Here is an 18199-nt window from a genome sequence, read left to right on the forward strand (position 1 = left end):
TCTCGGGGCAGGTCGGCCACCGGCGCCGGCGGCGCGGTGGGTGGGGGACGGCGACCCGGCCGGACCGCCGTACGGGAACGGGGTTCAGTCCCGGGTCGCCGCGTTCAGCGCCGCAGCCACCTGCTCCACGCCGACTGCGGTGAGCACGGTGTGGTGGGTGCCGGGGACCGGCACGCCGGCCAGGCGACCCCCGGTCAGCTCGGCCCAGCCCCAGTCGGGACGGTCGCCGTACGGGTGGTCGGCGAACTCGCTGACCCGGCCGTCGCGGGCCCGCAACACGGTGACGTCGGCGTCGATCCGCCCCGCCCGGTGCCCGGCGCACGCCCGCACCACCGCGTCGAACACCGCGTACGTGGCGGCGAGCGCGCCGCCGGCCAGGTCGTCCACCGGAACGCCCTGCTTGGCCGCCAGCCGCACCGCCCCGTCCAGCCGCTCCTCGGCGGGCAGCGCGGCCAGCTCGCCCAACTGATCGGCAGTGACCAGGCCAGGGTCGAAGCCCCGGTCCAGGTCCTCCAGGAACCAGAGCGGGATGTCGGTGTCGGTCACCCGCTGCGGCGCCAGCGGGGCGGGGGCGTCGACGACCGCCAGGTGCCGCACCCGTTCGCCGGCCTCCTCCAGTTGCCGGGCGAGTTCCGCGGCGATGACCCCGCCGGACGACCAGCCGCCGAGCAGGTACGGGCCGTGCGGCTGCTCCCGGCGCAGCGCGGCCAGGTAGAGCCGGGCCAGTTCGCCGAGGTCGGCCACCGGTTCCCGGCCGACCGCCGGGCCGGGCGCCTGCAGGGCGAGGCAGTCCCGGTCCAGCCGGGCGGCGAGGTCCCGGTAGCAGAGCACGTCGCCGCCGGCCGGGTGCACCAGCACCCAGGGCGGGGCGCCGGTGCCGCCGGGTTCGCCCGTCAGCCGGACCAGCGGCGACCAGTCCGCGGGGGCCGTCTCCAACCAACGGGCCAGCCCGGCCACGGTGCGCCGCTCCAGCAGCGCGCCCAACGGCACCCGCCGGCCCAGCCGCTGGGCGATCTGGCCGACCACCCGCAGCGCCGCGAAGGACTGTCCACCCAGGTCGAAGAAGTCGTCCTCGACCCCGAGCCGGTCCACCTGGAGGATCTCCCGCCAGATCTCGGCGAGCGCCACCTCGGTCGGCGTGCTCGGCGGCACGTGCCGCCGTTCGCCACCGCCGTCGGCGAGGTCGACCGTCTCCAGCGCCCGCCGGTCCACCTTGCCGTTGCCGGTCAGCGGCAGCGCGTCGCGGACCACCACGTGGGCGGGGACCAGGTAGGCGGGGAGCCGGGCGGTGAGGAACTCGCGGACGGCCACCGGGTCCGGTCGGTCCCCGCCGTCCCGGCCGACCACGAACGCGGCCAGCTGCCGCCCGGAACCGGAGGTGCGGGCGACCACCGCCGCCCCGCCCACCTCGGGGTGCTCCAGCAGGGCGTGCTCCACCTCGCCCGGCTCCACCCGGAAGCCCTGGATCTTCACCTGGAAGTCGGCCCGGCCGAGGAACTCGATGGTGCCGTCGGGCAGGTACCGGCCCCGGTCGCCGGTGCGGTACAGCCGCTCCCCGGTCACCGGATGCGACACGAACGCCCCGGCGGTGCGTTCCGGATCGTTGAGGTATCCCAACGCCACCCCCGCCCCACCCACGTACAGGTGTCCCGGCACCCAGGTCGGCGCGTCCCGGCCCAGCTGGTCCAGGACGTGCCAGGTCTGGTTGGTCAGCGGCCGCCCGTACGGGATGCTCACCCAGTCCGGGGCGACCCGCTCGATCGGGTGGGCGATGGACCAGATGGACGCCTCGGTGGCCCCGCCGAGACTGACCACCCGGGCGTGCGGCGCGACCGCCCGGATCCGGTCCGGCAGGGTGACCGGGATCCAGTCCCCGCTGAGCAGCACCAGCCGCAGGTCGGGCAGGTGCGCCCCGGTCGTCTCGGCCTCCTCGACGAGCAGCTGCATGAGCGCCGGCACCGAGTTCCAGACGGTGACCCCGTGTTCGCGGGCCAGCGCCAGCCAGGACGCCGGGTCGTGCCGGGCCGGGTCGGGCAGGACCAGGGCGGCACCGGCCGCAGCGGCCCCGAACACGTCGTACACCGACAGGTCGAAGCAGAGCGAGGAGATGCCGAAGAGCACGTCCTGCTCGGTGACGTCGTACCGGATGTTGACGTCGGTCACCGTGTTCAGCGGCCCGCGATGATCCAGCATCGCGCCCTTCGGCCGGCCGGTCGACCCGGACGTGTAGATCACGTACGCCAGGTCGTCCGGCTCGCGCAGCGGCGCGTACCCGAGGATCGGGCCCTCGCCGGCGGTCTCCTCGACCACCAGCAGCGGCACCGGCACCGTGTCGGCGAGCGCCGCCCGGGTGTCCGCGTCGGTGACCACGGCGGTGGCCCCGGTGTCGGCCAGCAGCCACCCGATCCGCTCGGCGGGCCAGCCGGGGTCGATCGGCACGTACGCCCCGCCGGCCAGCAGCACGGCGTGCACCGCGACGAGCTGCGCCCACCCCTTGCCGGCGGCGACCGCCACCAGGTCACCCGGGCGTACGCCGCTGTCCCGCACCGCCGCGGCGAGCCGTCCGGCCCGCTGGTAGAGGGTGGCGTAGTCGAGCGTGGTGTCCCCGGCCACCACCGCCGGGCGGGCCGGCTGGTCGGCGGCCCGCCGGGCCAGGGGAGCGTGCAGCAGCCCCGGCGGCACGGGCGTGGCGGACCGGTTCAGTCGGGCGCGGCGACCCCGGTCGGTGGCCGGCAGCAGGCCGAACGCCAAGCGGTCCCAGGCCTCGTCGCTGTCCGCGAGGGCGTCGAGCACCGCGCCGTAGCCGGCCAGCATGTCGTCCATCAGCCCGGGCGGGAACATCGCCTCCAGCACGTCCCAGACCGTCCACATGCTGCCGTCCCGCTGCTCCCAGAACTCGCAGTCGAGCAGCACCTGCGGGGTCTCCAGCAGGCTGTACACCGGCCGGTCGGTCTGCCCGACGAAGAGCGCGCTGCCCACCGCGTACGGGCAGACCGCCCGGCCCGGGGTGCGGCGGAGCCCGTTGACCGCCTGGAGCACCTTGACCCCGCTCCAGTAGACGTGCTGCATGTCGGAGAGCACCTGGGCCTGCAACCGGCGGGCCCGCTCCTGGAACGGGCCGCCGGCCCGCCAGTCCACCTCGAGCGGGTAGAGCGAGGAGAAGTTGCCGACCACCTCGCCGATCTGCGGGTGCAGCGGCAGCCGGTGGGTGTTCATGTTGTTGATCAGAAAGTGCTGGGATCCGCTCCACGCCCCGAGCACCTCGGCGTAGACGGCGCACAGGGCGTTGGTCTGGGACAGCCCTCGGGCGGCGGCCCGCCGGGTGAACGCCGCCCACCGGGCCGGCGACAGCACGTGCTCCCGGCGCTCCAGGCGGGACCGGCGGCGGGTGTCCGAGCCGGGCGCGAGGGGCAGTTCCGGGGCGGTCGGCCAGTCGGCCATCCGGTCCAGCCAGTACCGTTTCGACGCGTGCCCCAGCGGCGACTCCTCCAGTTCGGCGAGGGCCAGCACGCAGTCCCGGTAGCTGAGCGTCAGCTCCGGCAGCGGCTCGTCCGGCTGGTCGTAGCAGTGCAGCAGGTCCGTGAGGAACCGGCCGGTGCCGGGGGCGTCACTGAAGAAGTTGTTGTTGTTCCAGTGCATCCGGACCCGGCCGTCGGCCAGCAGCGAGAGCCGGACGTCCAGCCACGGCCAGCGGTCCAGCGGCAGCTCCCGGCGCTGCATCGCGGCCCGGGTCCGCTCGATGCCGGCCCGCTCTCCGGCCTCGTCGAGGTCGCGCAGGTCGATCACCTCGACCGGGACCGGTTCCGGGTCGCGCACCGTCTCCAGCATCATGTCCTCGCGGACCACGACCAGACTGTGCCGGTGCCGCCGCGCCGCGGCGTTGAGCGCCCGGGTGAACCGGTCCGGATCCAGCTCCGGGAAGTCCACCTCCATGTACTGGTGCGGCCGGACGTGGTACTCCAACCCCTCCCGGCTGCCCACCAGGAAGGACATCTGGATGTCCGACGGTGGGAACGGCTCGTGCCGCGCCGCCGGATCGGGGGTGATCTCCGGTAGCGCCGCGGCGGCCGGTTCGGCAGCCCGCCGGCCCCGGGACAGCCAGCTGATCAGCTCCGCCCGGTGCCGGGTGATCCGCTCGCGCAGCTCCGGCGAGAGGCGTCCCTTCGGCGCGCTCACGCTCAGCTGGTCGTTGCCGGCCAGCTTCAACCGCACGTCGCTCCGGGCCAGGTCGGCCACCAGGGCGGCGACCGCGCCCTCGTCCGCTCCGCTCACCGCAATCCCTTCCTCCAGATCGGACCGTCCGCGCTCGCGGGCGCCACCTCAGTTCGCGACTGCGGAGCTCGCAACCCCGGCTCACTCCTCGCGCTCACAGCGTCAGCACCTCGGCGTCCTCGTCGTCGAAGTCGTCGTCATCGGCGGCGACGACCCTGCGCAGGGCCAGCTGCTGGCAGATCAGCTCCGCCACGTCCGCCGCCGTGCCGCCGCCGAACAGGTCCGCCGGCGGTACGTCGGCCGCGTAGTCGACCAACAGCCGCTGGCGCAGCCGGACCGTGGTCAGCGAGTCCAGGCCCAGCTCGTTCAGCCGGGTCGCGGCGAAGGTGGGCCGGATCGCCTCCTGGTCGGCGGCGCTGAGTCCGAGCAGCAGTCCCACCCGTTCCAGCAATCCGGCGAGCACCAGCTCGCGGGCCGACACGGGGTCGGTCAGCATCAGCATCGCCAGGTCCGGCCCCGCCGTGGCGTCGTCCGCGCCGCCAACCAGGTCGGCCGGCGTCACCTCGGCCAGCAGCCGGTACGGCCGGGCCCGGCCGGCCGCGGCCAGCGACCGACGCCAGTCCACCCGGGCCAGACCCACCACCGGCTCGGCCGGCTCGCCGGCCGGCGGGGCGAGAAGCGTGCCCAGCGCGGCCAGCGCTTCGGCGGTGGGCAGCGCGTCCAGGCCGAGCGCGGCCAGCCGGCCCAGTACGTCCTGGCCGACGGCCATGCCGGCCTGCGCCCACGGCCCCCAGCCGACGCTGGTCGCGGGCAGGCCGTGCGCGTGCCGGTGCCGGGCCAGGGCGTCCAGGAAGGCGTTCGCGGCCAGGTAGTTGGCCTGCCCGGCGGAGCCGACCAGGGCGCCGAAAGCGGAGAACAGCACGAAGAAGTCGAGGTCGAGCCCCTCCGTCGCCCGGTGCAGGTGCCAGGCGCCCCGCACCTTCGGGTCCAGCACCCGGCGGAACCGGTCCCAGTCCTGCTCGGCCAGGGCCGCGTCGTCGAGGACACCGGCCGCGTGCACCACCCCGGCCAGCGGCGGCAGTTCCACGGCGAGCCCGGCCAGGCCGGCGGTGAGGGCGTCGCCGTCCGCCACGTCCACCGCCAGGTAGCGCAGCCGGACACCGCGCTGGCGCAGCGCGGCCAGCAGCGGCGGCTCGACCACGGGCACCCGCCGGCCGACCAGGACCAGGTTCGCCGCCCCCCGGTCGGCCAGCCACCCGGCGACCGCCTGGCCCAGCCCGCCGAAGCCGCCGGTGACCAGGTACGTCGCGTCGGCGCGCAGCACCGGGCCGGGTCCCGGCACGGGCAGGTCGCGTTCCCGCAGCCGGGCCTCGAACCAGGCACCGCCCCGCACCGCGAGGTGGGTGGCGCCGTCGGCGTCCGCGACCCGGTCGAGGACGGTGGAGAGCGCCGGCGCGGCACCGGCCGGGTCGAGGTCCACCTGCACGCAGCGCAGGTGCGGGTGTTCGGTCAGCGCCGCCCGGGTCAGCGCCCCGAGCACCGCCTGCGCCGGCACCGGCACGTCGTCCGCGGTCGGTGCCTCCGCGCCCGCGGAGCAGAGCACCACGTCCGGCGCGTCGTCGCCGTACCCCCGCAGGACCGCGCGGAGGATGGCGAGCCCGTCCCGCGCGGTCCGGTAGGCGGCGTCGGCGTCCGGTCCGGTGTCCGCGCCGTGCAGCAGCAGGCCGCGCAGCTTGATGCCCTCGACCCGGGCCGCGTCGACCAGCCGGGTCAGCGCCGCGTCGTCGGCCGGGTCCACCTGCACCGGGCCGCCGCCGAGCGAGGCGGTCGCCGGCACCCGGGCGTCGTCGGCCAGCACCAGCGCGGCGGCGGCGCAGCCGAGGCCGAGCAACTGGGCGTGCCAGTCCGCGACGACCTCCGGGTCCCGGCCGCAGACCAGCCAGGTGTCGCGGGGGCCCATCTCGGCCCGCCGGGCCGGCCGGCCCGGCAGTGCTGTCCAGGTCACGTCGTAGCGGTGCAGCCGGGACCCGGCCAGGCCGGTGACGAGGGTACGCGGCAGCGCGCGCAGCCGGACGCCGGTCAGCCGGGCCACCGGCTCGCCGAGCGCGGTGACCAGGTCGAGGTCCATCGCCCGCTCGCCATCCGCCGGTACGCCCCGGGAGCGGGCCCGGCACCAGACCCGGCGGGGCAGCCGGTCGTACACCTCGACCCGGTCGATGCCGGCGGGGAGCCAGAAGTCGTCCTCGCTGACCCCGAAGGCGGCGCCGACGTGCAGGCAGGCGTCGAGGACCACCGGGTGCAGCAGCCATCCGTCGCCGTCCCGCTCTGTCTCGTCCACCTCGATCAGCGCGAGAGCCTCGTCGCCGGCGCGCAGCAGCCGCTTCATCGCCCGGTAGCCGGGCCCGTACTCGACGCCGATGCGCCAGAGCCGGTCGTAGAACCCGTCGAGGTCCTCGGCCGCCATCCCGGCGCGTACGCCGGCCAGGTGCAGCCGGGGCGGCGGGGGCGTGGTGCCGGCGTGCACCGTGGCGACGGTGACGTGTTGCGCCCACGGCGCGGACGCGTCGGCGGCGGGTCGGCTGAAGCAGCGCACCAGTCCGTCCGGCTCCGCGCTCGCCTGGAGGGTGAGCGGGGTGCCCTCGACACAGCGCAGGAACTCGTCGAAGGTGATGCCGGCCATGGTCCAGCGGGCGCCGGCCGAGTCCCCTCGCGCCGCGGCGAGCGCCCACTCGACCAGCGCGGTGGCCGGGAACACCGCCGTGCCCAGCAGCCGGTGCTGGTCGACGAAGCGGAGCCGCTCGGGGAGCACGGTCCGGGTGAACCAGCGTCCGGCGGTGCCGGCGACGTCCAACCGGGTGCCGAGCAGCGGGTGACCGTCGGCCGGTTCGACCGCCGGCCGGGCCGGCGCGGGGGCCGGTGTGGTCGGCAGCCAGTGCCGGGTGTGCTGGAACGGGTACGTGGGCAGGTCGACCTGTGCGTGGCCGCCGGCGGGGCGGGCGGCCAGGGTGGCGGCGGCCGCGAGCAGGGTGCGCGGCCCGGGCCGGTCCTTGTACAGGGCGGGCACGGCGACGACCTCGCCCAGCGTTTGCTGGTGGAGTGCGGTGAGGGTGGCGTCGGGTCCGAGTTCGAGGAAGGTGTGTACGCCGTGGTGGTGGAGGGTGGTGATGCCGTCGGCGTAGTGGACGGGGGCGAGGATGTGCCGGGTCCAGTAGTCGGGGTCGGTGAGTTGTTCGGTGGTGGCGGGTTGTCCGGTGATGTTGCTGATGACGGGGATGGTGGGTGGTTGGTAGGTGAGGGTGGCGGCTGCTTGTCGGAAGTTGTCGGCGATGGTGGCCATGTGGGGTGAGTGGAAGGCGTGGCTGACCTGGAGGGTGGTGGCTTTGCGGCCTTGTTCGCGCCATTGGGTGGCGAGGTGGTGGCAGGTGTCGTGGTCGCCGCTGATGACGACGGTGTGGGGGGTGTTGATTGCGGCGATGGTGATGCCGTTGTGGCCGGTGATCAGTTCCTCGGCTTCGTTGCGGTTGGCTTGGAGGGCGATCATGGCGCCGGGGGTGGTGATGCTGTTCATGAGTTGGGCGCGTGTGGTGATCAGGTGGGCGGCGTCGTCGAGGTTCATCACGCCGGCGAGGTGGGCGGCGCTGATTTCGCCGAGGGAGTGTCCGGTGAGGTAGTCGGCTTTGAGGCCGAGTTGGGTGGTGGCGACGCGGTGGAGGGCGATGTGTACGGCGAAGAGGGCGGGTTGGGTGTAGGCGGTGGTGTCGAGTAGGGCGGCGAGGTTGGTGTCGGGTTCGGCGAACACCACGTCCTGGAGGCGGTGGTCGAGGTGCGGGTTGAGGGCTTCGCATGCCTGGTCGAAGGCTTCTCGGTAGATGGGGTTGGTGGCGTAGAGGTCGGCGCCCATGCCGGGGTACTGGCTGCCCTGACCGGTGAAACAGAAGGCCGTCTTCCCGCCGTCGCTGCTCCCGATGGTGGTGCTGAGGTGCGGATGCGGCTGCCCGTTGGCGAGGGCGGTCAGCGCGGCGGCGAACTCGTCGCGGCCGGCGGCGGTGACCACCGCCCGGTGCGCGAAGCGGGTACGCCGGGCCAGCGCGTCGGCGACCGCGGCCGGCGGGACGTCCTCCTGGTCGGCCAGCCAGCCGAGCAGGTGGGCCGCCTGGTCGCGGAGCGCGCGTTCGGTCTTCGCCGACAGCATCCACGACGCCCACCCGCCCCACGGGTCGGCCGGCTTCGGGGCCGGTTCCGCCGGGGGCGCCTCCTCCAGAATCACGTGGGCGTTCGTGCCGCTGATCCCGAACGAGGACACCCCCGCCCGGCGCGGGTGCCCGTTCGGTCGCCACTCGACCGCCTCGTCGAGCAGGCGGACGGCCCCGGCGGTCCAGTCGACGTGCGGGCTCGCGGCGTCGATGTGCAACGATCGCGGCAGCAGGCCGTGGCGGAGGGCGAGGATCATCTTGATGATCCCGGCGACGCCGGCGGCGGCCTGGGTGTGTCCGATGTTCGACTTGATCGACCCGAGCCAGAGCGGCTGGTCGTCGGGCCGCTGTTGCCCGTACGTGGCCAGCAGCGCCCCCGCCTCGATCGGGTCCCCGAGGGTGGTGCCGGTGCCGTGGGCCTCGACGGCGTCGACGTCGGCGGGGGTGAGGCGGGCGTTGGCGAGGGCCTGCCGGATGACGCGTTCCTGGGAGGGCCCGTTGGGTGCGGTGAGGCCGTTGCTCGCGCCGTCCTGGTTGACGGCCGAACCCCGTACCACGGCGAGGACCCGGTGGCCGCGTTCCCGGGCCACCGAGAGCCGTTCGAGCAGCACCAGGCCGACGCCCTCGCCCCAGCCGGTGCCGTCGGCGGCGGCGGCGAAGGGTTTGCACCGGCCGTCGGGGGCGAGGCCCCGCTGCCGGCTGAACTCGATGAGCATGCCGGGGGTGGCCATGACGGTGACGCCGCCGGCGAGGGCGAGGTCGCATTCGCCGTTGCGGATCGCCTGGGCCGCCAGGTGCATCGCCACCAGTGACGACGAGCACGCCGTGTCCACGGTGACCGCCGGGCCCTCCAGCCCCAACACGTACGCGATCCGCCCGGACGCCACACTCGTCGTGTTGCCGGTCAGCACGTACCCCCCGACGTCAGCCGACGCCTCGTGCATCCGCGGGCCGTAGTCCTGCGGCATGGCGCCGACGAACACGCCGATCCGCTCGCCGCGCAGCCCGGCCGGGTCGATGCCGGCCCGCTCCACGCCCTCCCACGCCGTCTCCAGCAGCAGCCGCTGCTGCGGATCCATCGCCGTCGCCTCACGCGGGCTGATCCCGAAGAACTCCGCGTCGAACTCCGCGGCGCCGGCGAGAAATCCGCCCTCGCGGGCGTACGTGGTGCCGGGCGAGTCGGGGTCCGGGTCATAGATCGACGCCAGGTCCCAGCCCCGGTCGGCGGGGAGCGGGCCGATCGCGTCCTGGCCGTCGACCAGCAGCTCCCACAACTGCTCCGGCGTTGTCACGCCGCCCGGATAGCGGCAGGCCATCCCGATGATCGCCACCGGCTCGTCCAGCGGGGTCGCCGGCGCGAGCGCCACGGCCGGGCTCGATCCGCCGACCACCGACCGGTGGACGAACTCGACCAGCCGATCCGGCGTCGGATGGTCGAAGGTGACCGCGGCCGGCAGATCGACTCCGGTCGCCGTCGCCAACTCGTTGCGGAAGCGCACCGCCATCAGCGAGTCGAAGCCCAGATCCTTGAACGTCCGGGCTGGGTCGATGCTGTCCGTGGCCGAGTGGCCGAGGGTGAACGCGAGCTGGTCGAGCACCACGTCCCGGACCAGCCGCAGCCGGTCCGCCTCGCCGCGGGCGTGGAGCCGGTCGCGCAGCGGCCGCACCGTGCCCGCGGCGCCTCCGGCCCCCGGGTCGCTGGCCAGCGGGTCGGTGCCCGTCGTGGCTTCCGCCGCAGGGCGGCGAAGCGGTACGGGGGGCCGAGACGCCTCGTCCGGGGTGTCCAGCCAGTGGGGCCGGCGTTGGAACGGGTAGCCCGGCAGGTGCGGCGGGTCGAACCGGGCTGCCCCGAAGGGCCAGACGTGGCCGGCGTCCCCCACGTGCACGGCAGCCGCGGCGGTGCGGCCCGTACGATCGGCCGGCTGCTCCGGATGCAGAACGTGCACGGCGGTGACCGCGCCCGGCAGCGTCTGGACGTGCAGGGTGGTAAGCGTCCCGTCCGGCCCCAGCTCCACGAAGGTGCGCACCCCGTGCCGGTCGTGGAGGGTGGTGATGCCGTCGGCGTAGTGGACGGGGGCGAGGATGTGCCGGGTCCAGTAGTCGGGGTCGGTGAGTTGTTCGGTGGTGGCGGGTTGTCCGGTGATGTTGCTGATGACGGGGATGGTGGGTGGTTGGTAGGTGAGGGTGGCGGCTGCTTGTCGGAAGTTGTCGGCGATGGTGGCCATGTGGGGTGAGTGGAAGGCGTGGCTGACCTGGAGGGTGGTGGCTTTGCGGCCTTGTTCGCGCCATTGGGTGGCGAGGTGGTGGCAGGTGTCGTGGTCGCCGCTGATGACGACGGTGTGGGGGGTGTTGATTGCGGCGATGGTGATGCCGTTGTGGCCGGTGATCAGTTCCTCGGCTTCGTTGCGGTTGGCTTGGAGGGCGATCATGGCGCCGGGGGTGGTGATGCTGTTCATGAGTTGGGCGCGTGTGGTGATCAGGTGGGCGGCGTCGTCGAGGTTCATCACGCCGGCGAGGTGGGCGGCGCTGATTTCGCCGAGGGAGTGTCCGGTGAGGTAGTCGGCTTTGAGGCCGAGTTGGGTGGTGGCGACGCGGTGGAGGGCGATGTGTACGGCGAAGAGGGCGGGTTGGGTGTAGGCGGTGGTGTCGAGTAGGGCGGCGAGGTTGGTGTCGGGTTCGGCGAACACCACGTCCTGGAGGCGGTGGTCGAGGTGCGGGTTGAGGGCTTCGCATGCCTGGTCGAAGGCTTCTCGGTAGATGGGGTTGGTGGCGTAGAGGTCGGCGCCCATGCCGGGGTACTGGCTGCCCTGACCGGTGAAACAGAAGGCGGTGACCCGGGCGTCGGCGGCCATGCCGGTGACGGCGAGCGGGTGCGGTCGCCCGTCGCCGAGCGCGCCGAGCGCGGCGGCGAACTCGTCGCGGCCGGCGGCGGTGACCACCGCCCGGTGCGCGAACCGGGTACGCCGGGCCAGCGCGTCGGCGACCACGGCCGGCGCGACCTCCTTCTGGTCGGCCAGCCACGCACCCAGCCGCCGGGCGTACGCGCGCAGCGCCGGCTCGGTCCTCGCCGACAGCACCCAGGACACCCAGCTGTCCCCGGTCGCCTCGGCGACGTCCTCGATCGGGGCGTCGCGGACCACCACGTGACAGGTGGTGCCGCCCATGCCGAACGACGACACGCCGCCGCGCAACGGCCGGTCGGGCCGGGGCCATCCGGTCAGCTCCCGCTGCACCGCCAGGCCCAGGTCGCCGAGCGGGATGTTCGGGTGAGCGGTGACGAAGTTCAGGCTCGGCGGCAACTCGCGGTGCCGTACGCAGAGCGCCAGCTTCACCAGGCCGACGATGCCGGCGGCGGCCTCCAGGTGCCCCACGTTGGTCTTGGCCGAACCCACCCGTAGCGGGCCGGCCCGGCCGCTCACCCGGCCGACCACCGCGCCGAGCGCGGCCGCCTCCACCGGGTCGCCGACCCGCGTGCCGGTGCCGTGCAGCTCCACGTACTGCACCTCGGCCGGGTCCACCCCGGCCCGGCGGTACGCCGCGGCCAGGACCTGCTGCTGACCGTCCCGGCCCGGCACGGTCAGCCCCTCGGTCGCCCCGTCGTTACCCACCGCCGAGCCGTCGATCACGCAGTAGACGCGGTGCCCGGCGGCGACCGCGTCCGCCAGGGGCTTGAGCAGCACCAGCGCCCCGCCCTCGCCCCGCACGTAGCCGTTCGCCCGGGCGTCGAAGGTGAAACACCGCCCGTCGGGGGAGAGGCCACCGAACCGCTCGGCGCCGACCGCGCTGTCCTGCAGGAGGTTGAGGTTCACGCCGCCGGCCAGGGCCACGCTGGACTCGCCGCTGCGCAGGCTCTCGCAGGCCAGGTGCACGGCGACCAGCGACGAGGACTGCCCGCTGTCCACCGCCAGGCTCGGCCCGTGCAGGTCGAACAGGTAGGAGATCCGGTTGGCGAGGATGCTGCGGTGCACGCCGGTCACGGTGTGCGGGGTGACCCGCCGCGCCCCGCCCCGGTACGTGAGGTGCGCGTAGTCGTCCCAGATCGCGCCCACGAAGACACCCGTCGCGGTGCCGGCCAGCGCGGCAGGCGTGGTCCCGGCGTCCTCGACCACCTCCCAGGCCAGCTCCAGCATCAGCCGCTGCTGCGGGTCCATCGCCGCCGCTTCCCGTGGCGAGACACCGAAGAAGTCGGCGTCGAAGTCGCCGACCTCGTCGAGGAAGGCTCCGTGCCGCACCGCCCCGTCCGCGTCCCACCGGTCCGCCGGCACCTCACCCACCGCGTCGGTCCCGGCGCGCAGCAGCCGCCAGAAGGCCCCCGGATCCGCCGCGCCGGGCAGCCGGCACGCCAGTCCCACCACCGCCACCGGGTACGGTCGACCAGATCCATCTCCAGGCGCGGCGTCAGGTCGGGTCATGTGCCTTCCCTCATCTTCCGTTCCTCTTCTGGTGGACGGGCCGGCGAAGGTGGCACGCCATCCCGGATGTGCATTTCCACATTTGTGAGGGACAGCGACGGACCGGACTGCGTCGAAAATGACGGATGTCGGTGCCGACAATTCTCTGTCCAGTCGACAAGGATAGGTAGCGGCAATCGGCCCGGATAGCCCCTAGCACCCCTACTTCGACCCCGCGGCAGCGGTGCGCAACCCCTGCTCACCCCAGTTGTGGCCCATTCCGCGCGGCCCCACCCGCAGCCCGCTCCCTGGCCGGCAGGGGGTGTCGGACTTGCGTCGCCGGGTGCCTTGACTCGCCGGATCAGCTCCCATTACGTTCCCGTTCGACACATTTTCGTGCCGGCCGAATCTTCCCCGTTGCTTACTCCCGATCGTGGCGAACGGACGTCGCCGGCGCTTCCGGCCGTGCGTTCCCGCGAAGCGCGGAATTGTGATGGTCGAACGCCGCCGGCACCCGTTCCCACCAATCGGGAGGAAGAATGAATTCTCGGAAGGCGGCGGTACGCGCCCGTGCCGGGTCGCGGCTGCGCCGCGGGATGGCGCTCGGCGCGACGGCGGTGCTCGGCGCACTGGCCCTCGGCTCGGCGGCGCCTGGCAACGCCGCGCCGGAGAGCTTCCCGGCTCTCGGCGACGACCTGGCCGCGGTCAACCGCTCCGCCACCGCCGCACCTGCCCAGATGAACCAACTCGACTTCCTGCTCGGCGACTGGAAGTGCCTGGTCACCGCCGAGGTGCACGGCCAGCCGCCGATGACCAACACCACGTACCTCTCGGTGCGGTCCATCCTCGGCGGGCACTGGTACGAGCTGCGCTCGCTCCAACTGCCCAGCACCTCCAACCCGCAGCGGCTCGTCGCCCGGCAGGTGTACGGGTGGGATCCGGCGGCGCAGCAGTTCACCACCTACTACTTCGACGACGCGGACGGGCAGGGTGCCGGCAGCGCCCCGGAGGTGACCACCGGCCACGCCGTCTTCACCGGCACCTACCTGTTCAACGGGTTCCGCCACATCGGCCGGGACGACCTCTACTCGCCGGCGCCGGACAAGCTCTACAACGACATCTCCATGGCCATGGAGTCCACCCCGGACCAGCTCTTCCCGGTGGGCACCGCCCGCTGCGACCGGCGCTGACCGATCGCCGCCTCGGGCGGGCCGCACCGCCGGCCCGTCCGAGGCGGACCGCCCGTCAGACCGTCACGCGGAGCCGTTCGATGCCCGGCAGCACCGAGAGCAGCGGCGGGTACCGCCAGTCCGGGGGCCGGATGACAAGGTCGACCCGCAGGTGCCGCCCGGCGGTGACCCGCAACTCGTCCGACATGCCCACCAGCAGCGACGGCGGGTGACGGTCGTCCGCCGCCGGGCCGATCGCGGCCGCGAGCAGGTACCACCGGCCGACCGGCACCGGCTCCAACCGCCACGGCCCCGGTTCCTGGACCAGTTCGGAGATGACCGGGCGTCCCCGGGGGACGGGGCTGTCGAAGACGCCCACCAGGATCGGGGAGCCGGCAGCGGGCACCGCCCGGAGAGTGCCGGAGAGGCTGCCGGCCGGGCGGTCCCGCGGCGGTCCGGGCTCGCCGTCCACGGGGAGCGGCTCGCCCTGGGCCACCCGGCGGTAGGCGGTCGGGGAGAGGCCGACACACTCGGTGAACCGGCGGGTGAAGGTGCCGAGGCTGCCGTAGCCGACCTGCACGCTGATCTCGGCCACGCTCAGCGTGGTGGTGGAGAGCAGGTGCTTCGCCTCGTGGATGCGCACGGCGGAGAGGAACCGGCCCGGGGTCACCCCGGTGACCCGGCGGAAGGTTCGCAGAAAGTGAAACTTGCTGATCATCGCGGAGCGGGCCAGGTCGTCGAGGCTCAACGGTTCCTCGTACCGATCCCGGATGGCGTCGATGGCCCGCCGGATGCCGTCTTTCACCGTCGCACCCCCGCAATAATCGCTTTCCAACGGCGAGTCTCCTGTCGTCCGCTGCCAGAACGCGCACAGATCACTGTCATGCACGGCCGAGCTGACGGCAGTTCCGGAATGGCCTGCTCGACCGTTGCGAAACGGAACAAGGGCCCCGTACCGCGCCAAGATGGTACCGCATTTCTGGCGCTGAGTGACGAGTCAATTGCGCCGAGTGGTCAATACGGGCGGTTCCCGGCCAACGACATCGAGCCCGACAGGCGGGGAAATGGACCGTTGGTGGCCTCCGGGTGGTGCGCCGGGAATTGCGGTTACGTCGGGCCCATGGGGAGCCGCACGTCTTGTCCCATTTGGACGGACGCGGTCACTCCGCCACCCTGGTGCGCGTAGTCCAGCGGAAAATCACCGGATCCGGCGACGGCGCCGCGCCGGCGGTCTCCCGCTCGAAGTGCTCGTAGCCGCCCCGATGGTGGATTTTCACCTTCTGCCCGTCGGAGGGCAGCCGCTGGGTCCGGACGGCTGCCGGCAGGTCGTTCGGTCCGCCGACGAGAACCGCCTCGATCATGTTTTCGACGACGTTTTCGGGCGAACTGGCCATCGCTGCCCCCATCCTGCGGGATATGTTTGCGAATTGACTGCTTTCATCATCGCTGGCGGATGTGCGATTGTGCACCCGTAATGCACCCCTATCCCGTGCTGGGGCCTGCGGAAATAGGGGCGCGGAGCGCCGGTGAAGTGTGCGGCGGCAAATACAATCGCCCGAGGCGATATCGCGCGCCACGCCGACCGCCGAGCCCGGCCGGACACGCCGGCCCTCATCTCCAGGACGGTGAATGCAGGTGACGACCGCTTTCTCCCAGGACGTCTGGACCCGCCGCTACCACGAGGCAGATCCGGACGCGGTGCGGCTGGTCTGCTTCCCGCACGCCGGCGGGTCTGCCAGCTTCTACTTCCCGGTGTCCCAGGCGCTCGCGCCGCAGCTCGAGGTGGTGGCCGTCCAGTACCCGGGCCGCCAGGAGCGGCGCCGCGAGGCGGCGGTGGACTCGATCCACGAGCTGGCCGACCGGATCGCCGAGGCGCTGCCGCTCGACGACGGCCGCCCGACCGCCTTCTTCGGGCACAGCATGGGGGCGACCGTCGCCTTCGAGGTGGCTCACCGGCTCGAGCGCGACCGCGCGCTGTCACCGCTGCACCTGTTCGCCTCCGGACGCCGGGCGCCCGCCCGGGTACGCGTGGAGGACCTGCACCTGCGAGGTGACGACGCGATCGTCGCCGAGCTGCGGCGGCACAGCGCCACCGACGACCGGCTGCTGGCCGACCAGGAGCTGCTGCGGATGATCCTGCCGGCGCTCCGGTCCGACTACCGGGCCATCGAGACCTACCGGGAACGCCCCGGCACCCGGCTCCGCTGCCCGTTGACGGTCCTGGTCGGCACCGCCGATCCGCTGGTCAACCCGGACGAGGCGGAAGCGTGGCGGGCACACACCACCGGTCCCACCGACGTCCGCTACTTCCCGGGCGGCCACTTCTACCTCACGGAGCGGCCCGAGGACGTCCTCGCCGTGGTGACCGAGGTGCTCGGCGTCCGTCGCTGACCGGCGACGCGCCGGGGCGACGCGGGACGGCGGCGGCGTACCCGGAGCAGGTCGTCAGAGAGGGATGTTGCCGTGCCGGCCGCGGCGGTGCCGTGCGGCCGCGAACGCCTCGGCCAACCGCCGGCGGGTCTCCGCCGGATCGATCACCTCGTCGATCACCCCCAGCGCGACGCCCCGGCGGACCCCGCCGGACTCCTGGCGGTGCTCCTCCACCAGGCGGGCGCGCAGCGCGTCGACCTCTTCCGGCGCCGCCGCCGCCAGCTCCCGCCGGTGCAGCACCCCCACCGCGGCCTCCGCGCCCATCACCGCCACCTCCGCCTCCGGCCAGGCGAAGACCCTGGTCGCCCCGAGCGAGCGGGAGTTCATCGCGATGTACGCCCCGCCGTACGACTTGCGGGTGATGAGGGTGATCCGGGCGACCTCGGCCTCGGCGAAGGCGTGCAGCAGCTTGGCGCCGCGGCGGACCACCCCCTCCCACTCCTGCCCGACCCCGGGCAGGTAGCCGGGGACGTCGACCAGGACCAGCAGGGGTACGCCGAGCGCGTTGCACATCCGCACGAACCGGGCCGCCTTCTCGGCGCTCTGCGAGTCGAGGCAGCCGCCCTTGCGCAGCGGGTTGTTGGCCAGCACGCCGACGGTCCTCCCGGCGAGCCGGCCCAGGCCGACCACCATGTTCCGGGCCCAGCCCGGCTGGAGCTCCTCGAAGGTGGGTCCGTCGTCGTCCTGATCGAGCAGGTTGCGCACCAGCGGCCGCACGTCGTACGCCCGCCGGCTGGACTCCGGCAGGAGCGCCCGCAGGTCCGGGCCGTCCGCCGTGGCGCCCACGTCGATGTGACCGGGCCGGGCGAGCAGCTCGGTGATCCGGCGGGCCCGGGTGTACGCCTCCGCCTCCGACCTGGCCGTCACGTGCGCCACCCCGGAGCGGCGGGCGTGCACCGTCGGGCCGCCCAGCGACTCCATGTCGACCTGTTCCCCGGTGACGCTCCGCACGACGTTCGGTCCGGTGACGAAGACCCGCGCCGCGTCCGACATGATCACCAGGTCGGTGAGCGCCGGACCGTACGCGGCGGCCCCGGCCGCCGGGCCGAGTACGACGGAGATCTGCGGGATCCGGCCCGACGCCTTGGTCATCATGGCGAACATCCTCCCGACGCCGTCCATCGACTCGACCCCGTCGGCCAGCTTGGCGCCGCCCGAGTGCCACAACCCGATCACCGGCCAGTGCTTCCACAGCGCGAGCCGGATCGCCTCGATGATGTGATCCGCGCCGGACGCGCCGAGCGCCCCGCCCATCCGGCCGGCGTCGGTGCAGTACGCGACCACCGGAAAGCCGCCGATCCGGCCGCGGACCGCGGTCACGCCGCTGTCGTCGGCCGGGTGCATCGGCAGCATGCTGCCCGGGTCCAGCAGCCGTCCCAGTCGGATGTCCGGGTGCCGGTCGTCGGTGTGGACCGCCTCGTCGGCACGGGGTGCGGTGAGAGTGACCGTCATGGTGGACCTCCGCAGCGCGGGCTGAGATGTGAGGGTGCCGCTCACGCTAACGACGAGATCGCACGCCGCTGAACCCCTAGTCCACCCCGGATCCGGTCCGGTCAGGAGGGAAGTCGGCATGCTCAGCTAGGGGTTGCCCGATCGCCGTGTACGCGCTTCGCTGTCCTCGTCGCCCGTTCACGCGCAGGCGGACCTCCGCCCGGCAGGACAGCACGCGGAACCGGGGTGGCCCGCCACGGCCGCCCATGATCGGGCGCGCCGCGCCGGCCGCGACGCCGGCAAGTCCGGCCGTATCCGGTGGAGGACCGTCATGACCCTGGCCCCGAGCAATGGGAAGCGAATCCGTCGACTG

7 protein-coding genes are annotated in these 18199 nt (G+C 73.6%); 2 read left to right on the forward strand and 5 right to left on the reverse strand.

Features of this window, described 5'->3' with window-relative positions; all coding sequences use genetic code 11:
- Positions 1-84: 84 nt before the first annotated feature.
- Entirely contained in the window at positions 85-4272 is a 4188-nt protein-coding gene (locus tag ACL02O_RS25450; protein ID WP_412820680.1) for a non-ribosomal peptide synthetase, read from the reverse strand.
- 94 nt (positions 4273-4366) lie between these two features.
- Positions 4367-12760 carry a type I polyketide synthase gene (locus ACL02O_RS25455; RefSeq protein ID WP_412820681.1) on the reverse strand — a complete coding sequence of 2798 codons (8394 nt, stop codon included), beginning with the start codon at positions 12758-12760 and terminating at the stop codon, positions 4367-4369.
- Positions 12761-13335: 575 nt separating this feature from the next.
- On the opposite strand from ACL02O_RS25455, the gene ACL02O_RS25460 reads away from it, so the two are divergent.
- Positions 13336-13986 (forward strand): DUF1579 family protein, encoded by a 651-nt coding sequence (locus tag ACL02O_RS25460; RefSeq protein WP_412820682.1) that lies wholly within the window; start codon positions 13336-13338, stop codon positions 13984-13986.
- A 55-nt stretch (positions 13987-14041) separates the two neighbouring features.
- Here ACL02O_RS25460 and ACL02O_RS25465 read toward each other — a convergent pair whose 3' ends face one another.
- Entirely contained in the window at positions 14042-14770 is a 729-nt protein-coding gene (locus ACL02O_RS25465; RefSeq protein ID WP_412820683.1) for a helix-turn-helix domain-containing protein, read from the reverse strand.
- 355 nt (positions 14771-15125) lie between these two features.
- On the reverse strand, positions 15126-15359 hold the full coding sequence (locus ACL02O_RS25470) for a DUF5988 family protein (protein ID WP_412820684.1): 234 nt from the start codon (positions 15357-15359) through the stop codon (positions 15126-15128).
- Positions 15360-15594: 235 nt separating this feature from the next.
- On the opposite strand from ACL02O_RS25470, the gene ACL02O_RS25475 reads away from it, so the two are divergent.
- Positions 15595-16356 carry a thioesterase II family protein gene (locus ACL02O_RS25475; protein WP_412820685.1) on the forward strand — a complete coding sequence of 254 codons (762 nt, stop codon included), beginning with the start codon at positions 15595-15597 and terminating at the stop codon, positions 16354-16356.
- A gap of 54 nt (positions 16357-16410) precedes the next feature.
- Here the strand turns inward: ACL02O_RS25475 and ACL02O_RS25480 are convergent, their stop codons facing one another.
- Entirely contained in the window at positions 16411-17847 is a 1437-nt protein-coding gene (locus ACL02O_RS25480) for an acyl-CoA carboxylase subunit beta (RefSeq protein WP_412820686.1), read from the reverse strand.
- Positions 17848-18199 lie beyond the last annotated feature (352 nt).

The organism is Micromonospora mangrovicola (genome assembly GCF_047200535.1).
Classification (GTDB): domain Bacteria; phylum Actinomycetota; class Actinomycetes; order Mycobacteriales; family Micromonosporaceae; genus Micromonospora.

Bases quoted from the DNA above. Each gene is read 5' to 3' on its own strand.
- ACL02O_RS25475 (WP_412820685.1), top strand. From the start codon at position 15,595: ATGCAGGTGACGACCGCTTTCTCCCAGGACGTCTGGACCCGCCGCTAC.
- ACL02O_RS25470 (WP_412820684.1), bottom strand. From the start codon at position 15,359: ATGGCCAGTTCGCCCGAAAACGTCGTCGAAAACATGATCGAGGCGGTT.
- ACL02O_RS25460 (WP_412820682.1), top strand. From the start codon at position 13,336: ATGAATTCTCGGAAGGCGGCGGTACGCGCCCGTGCCGGGTCGCGGCTG.
- ACL02O_RS25480 (WP_412820686.1), bottom strand. From the start codon at position 17,847: ATGACGGTCACTCTCACCGCACCCCGTGCCGACGAGGCGGTCCACACC.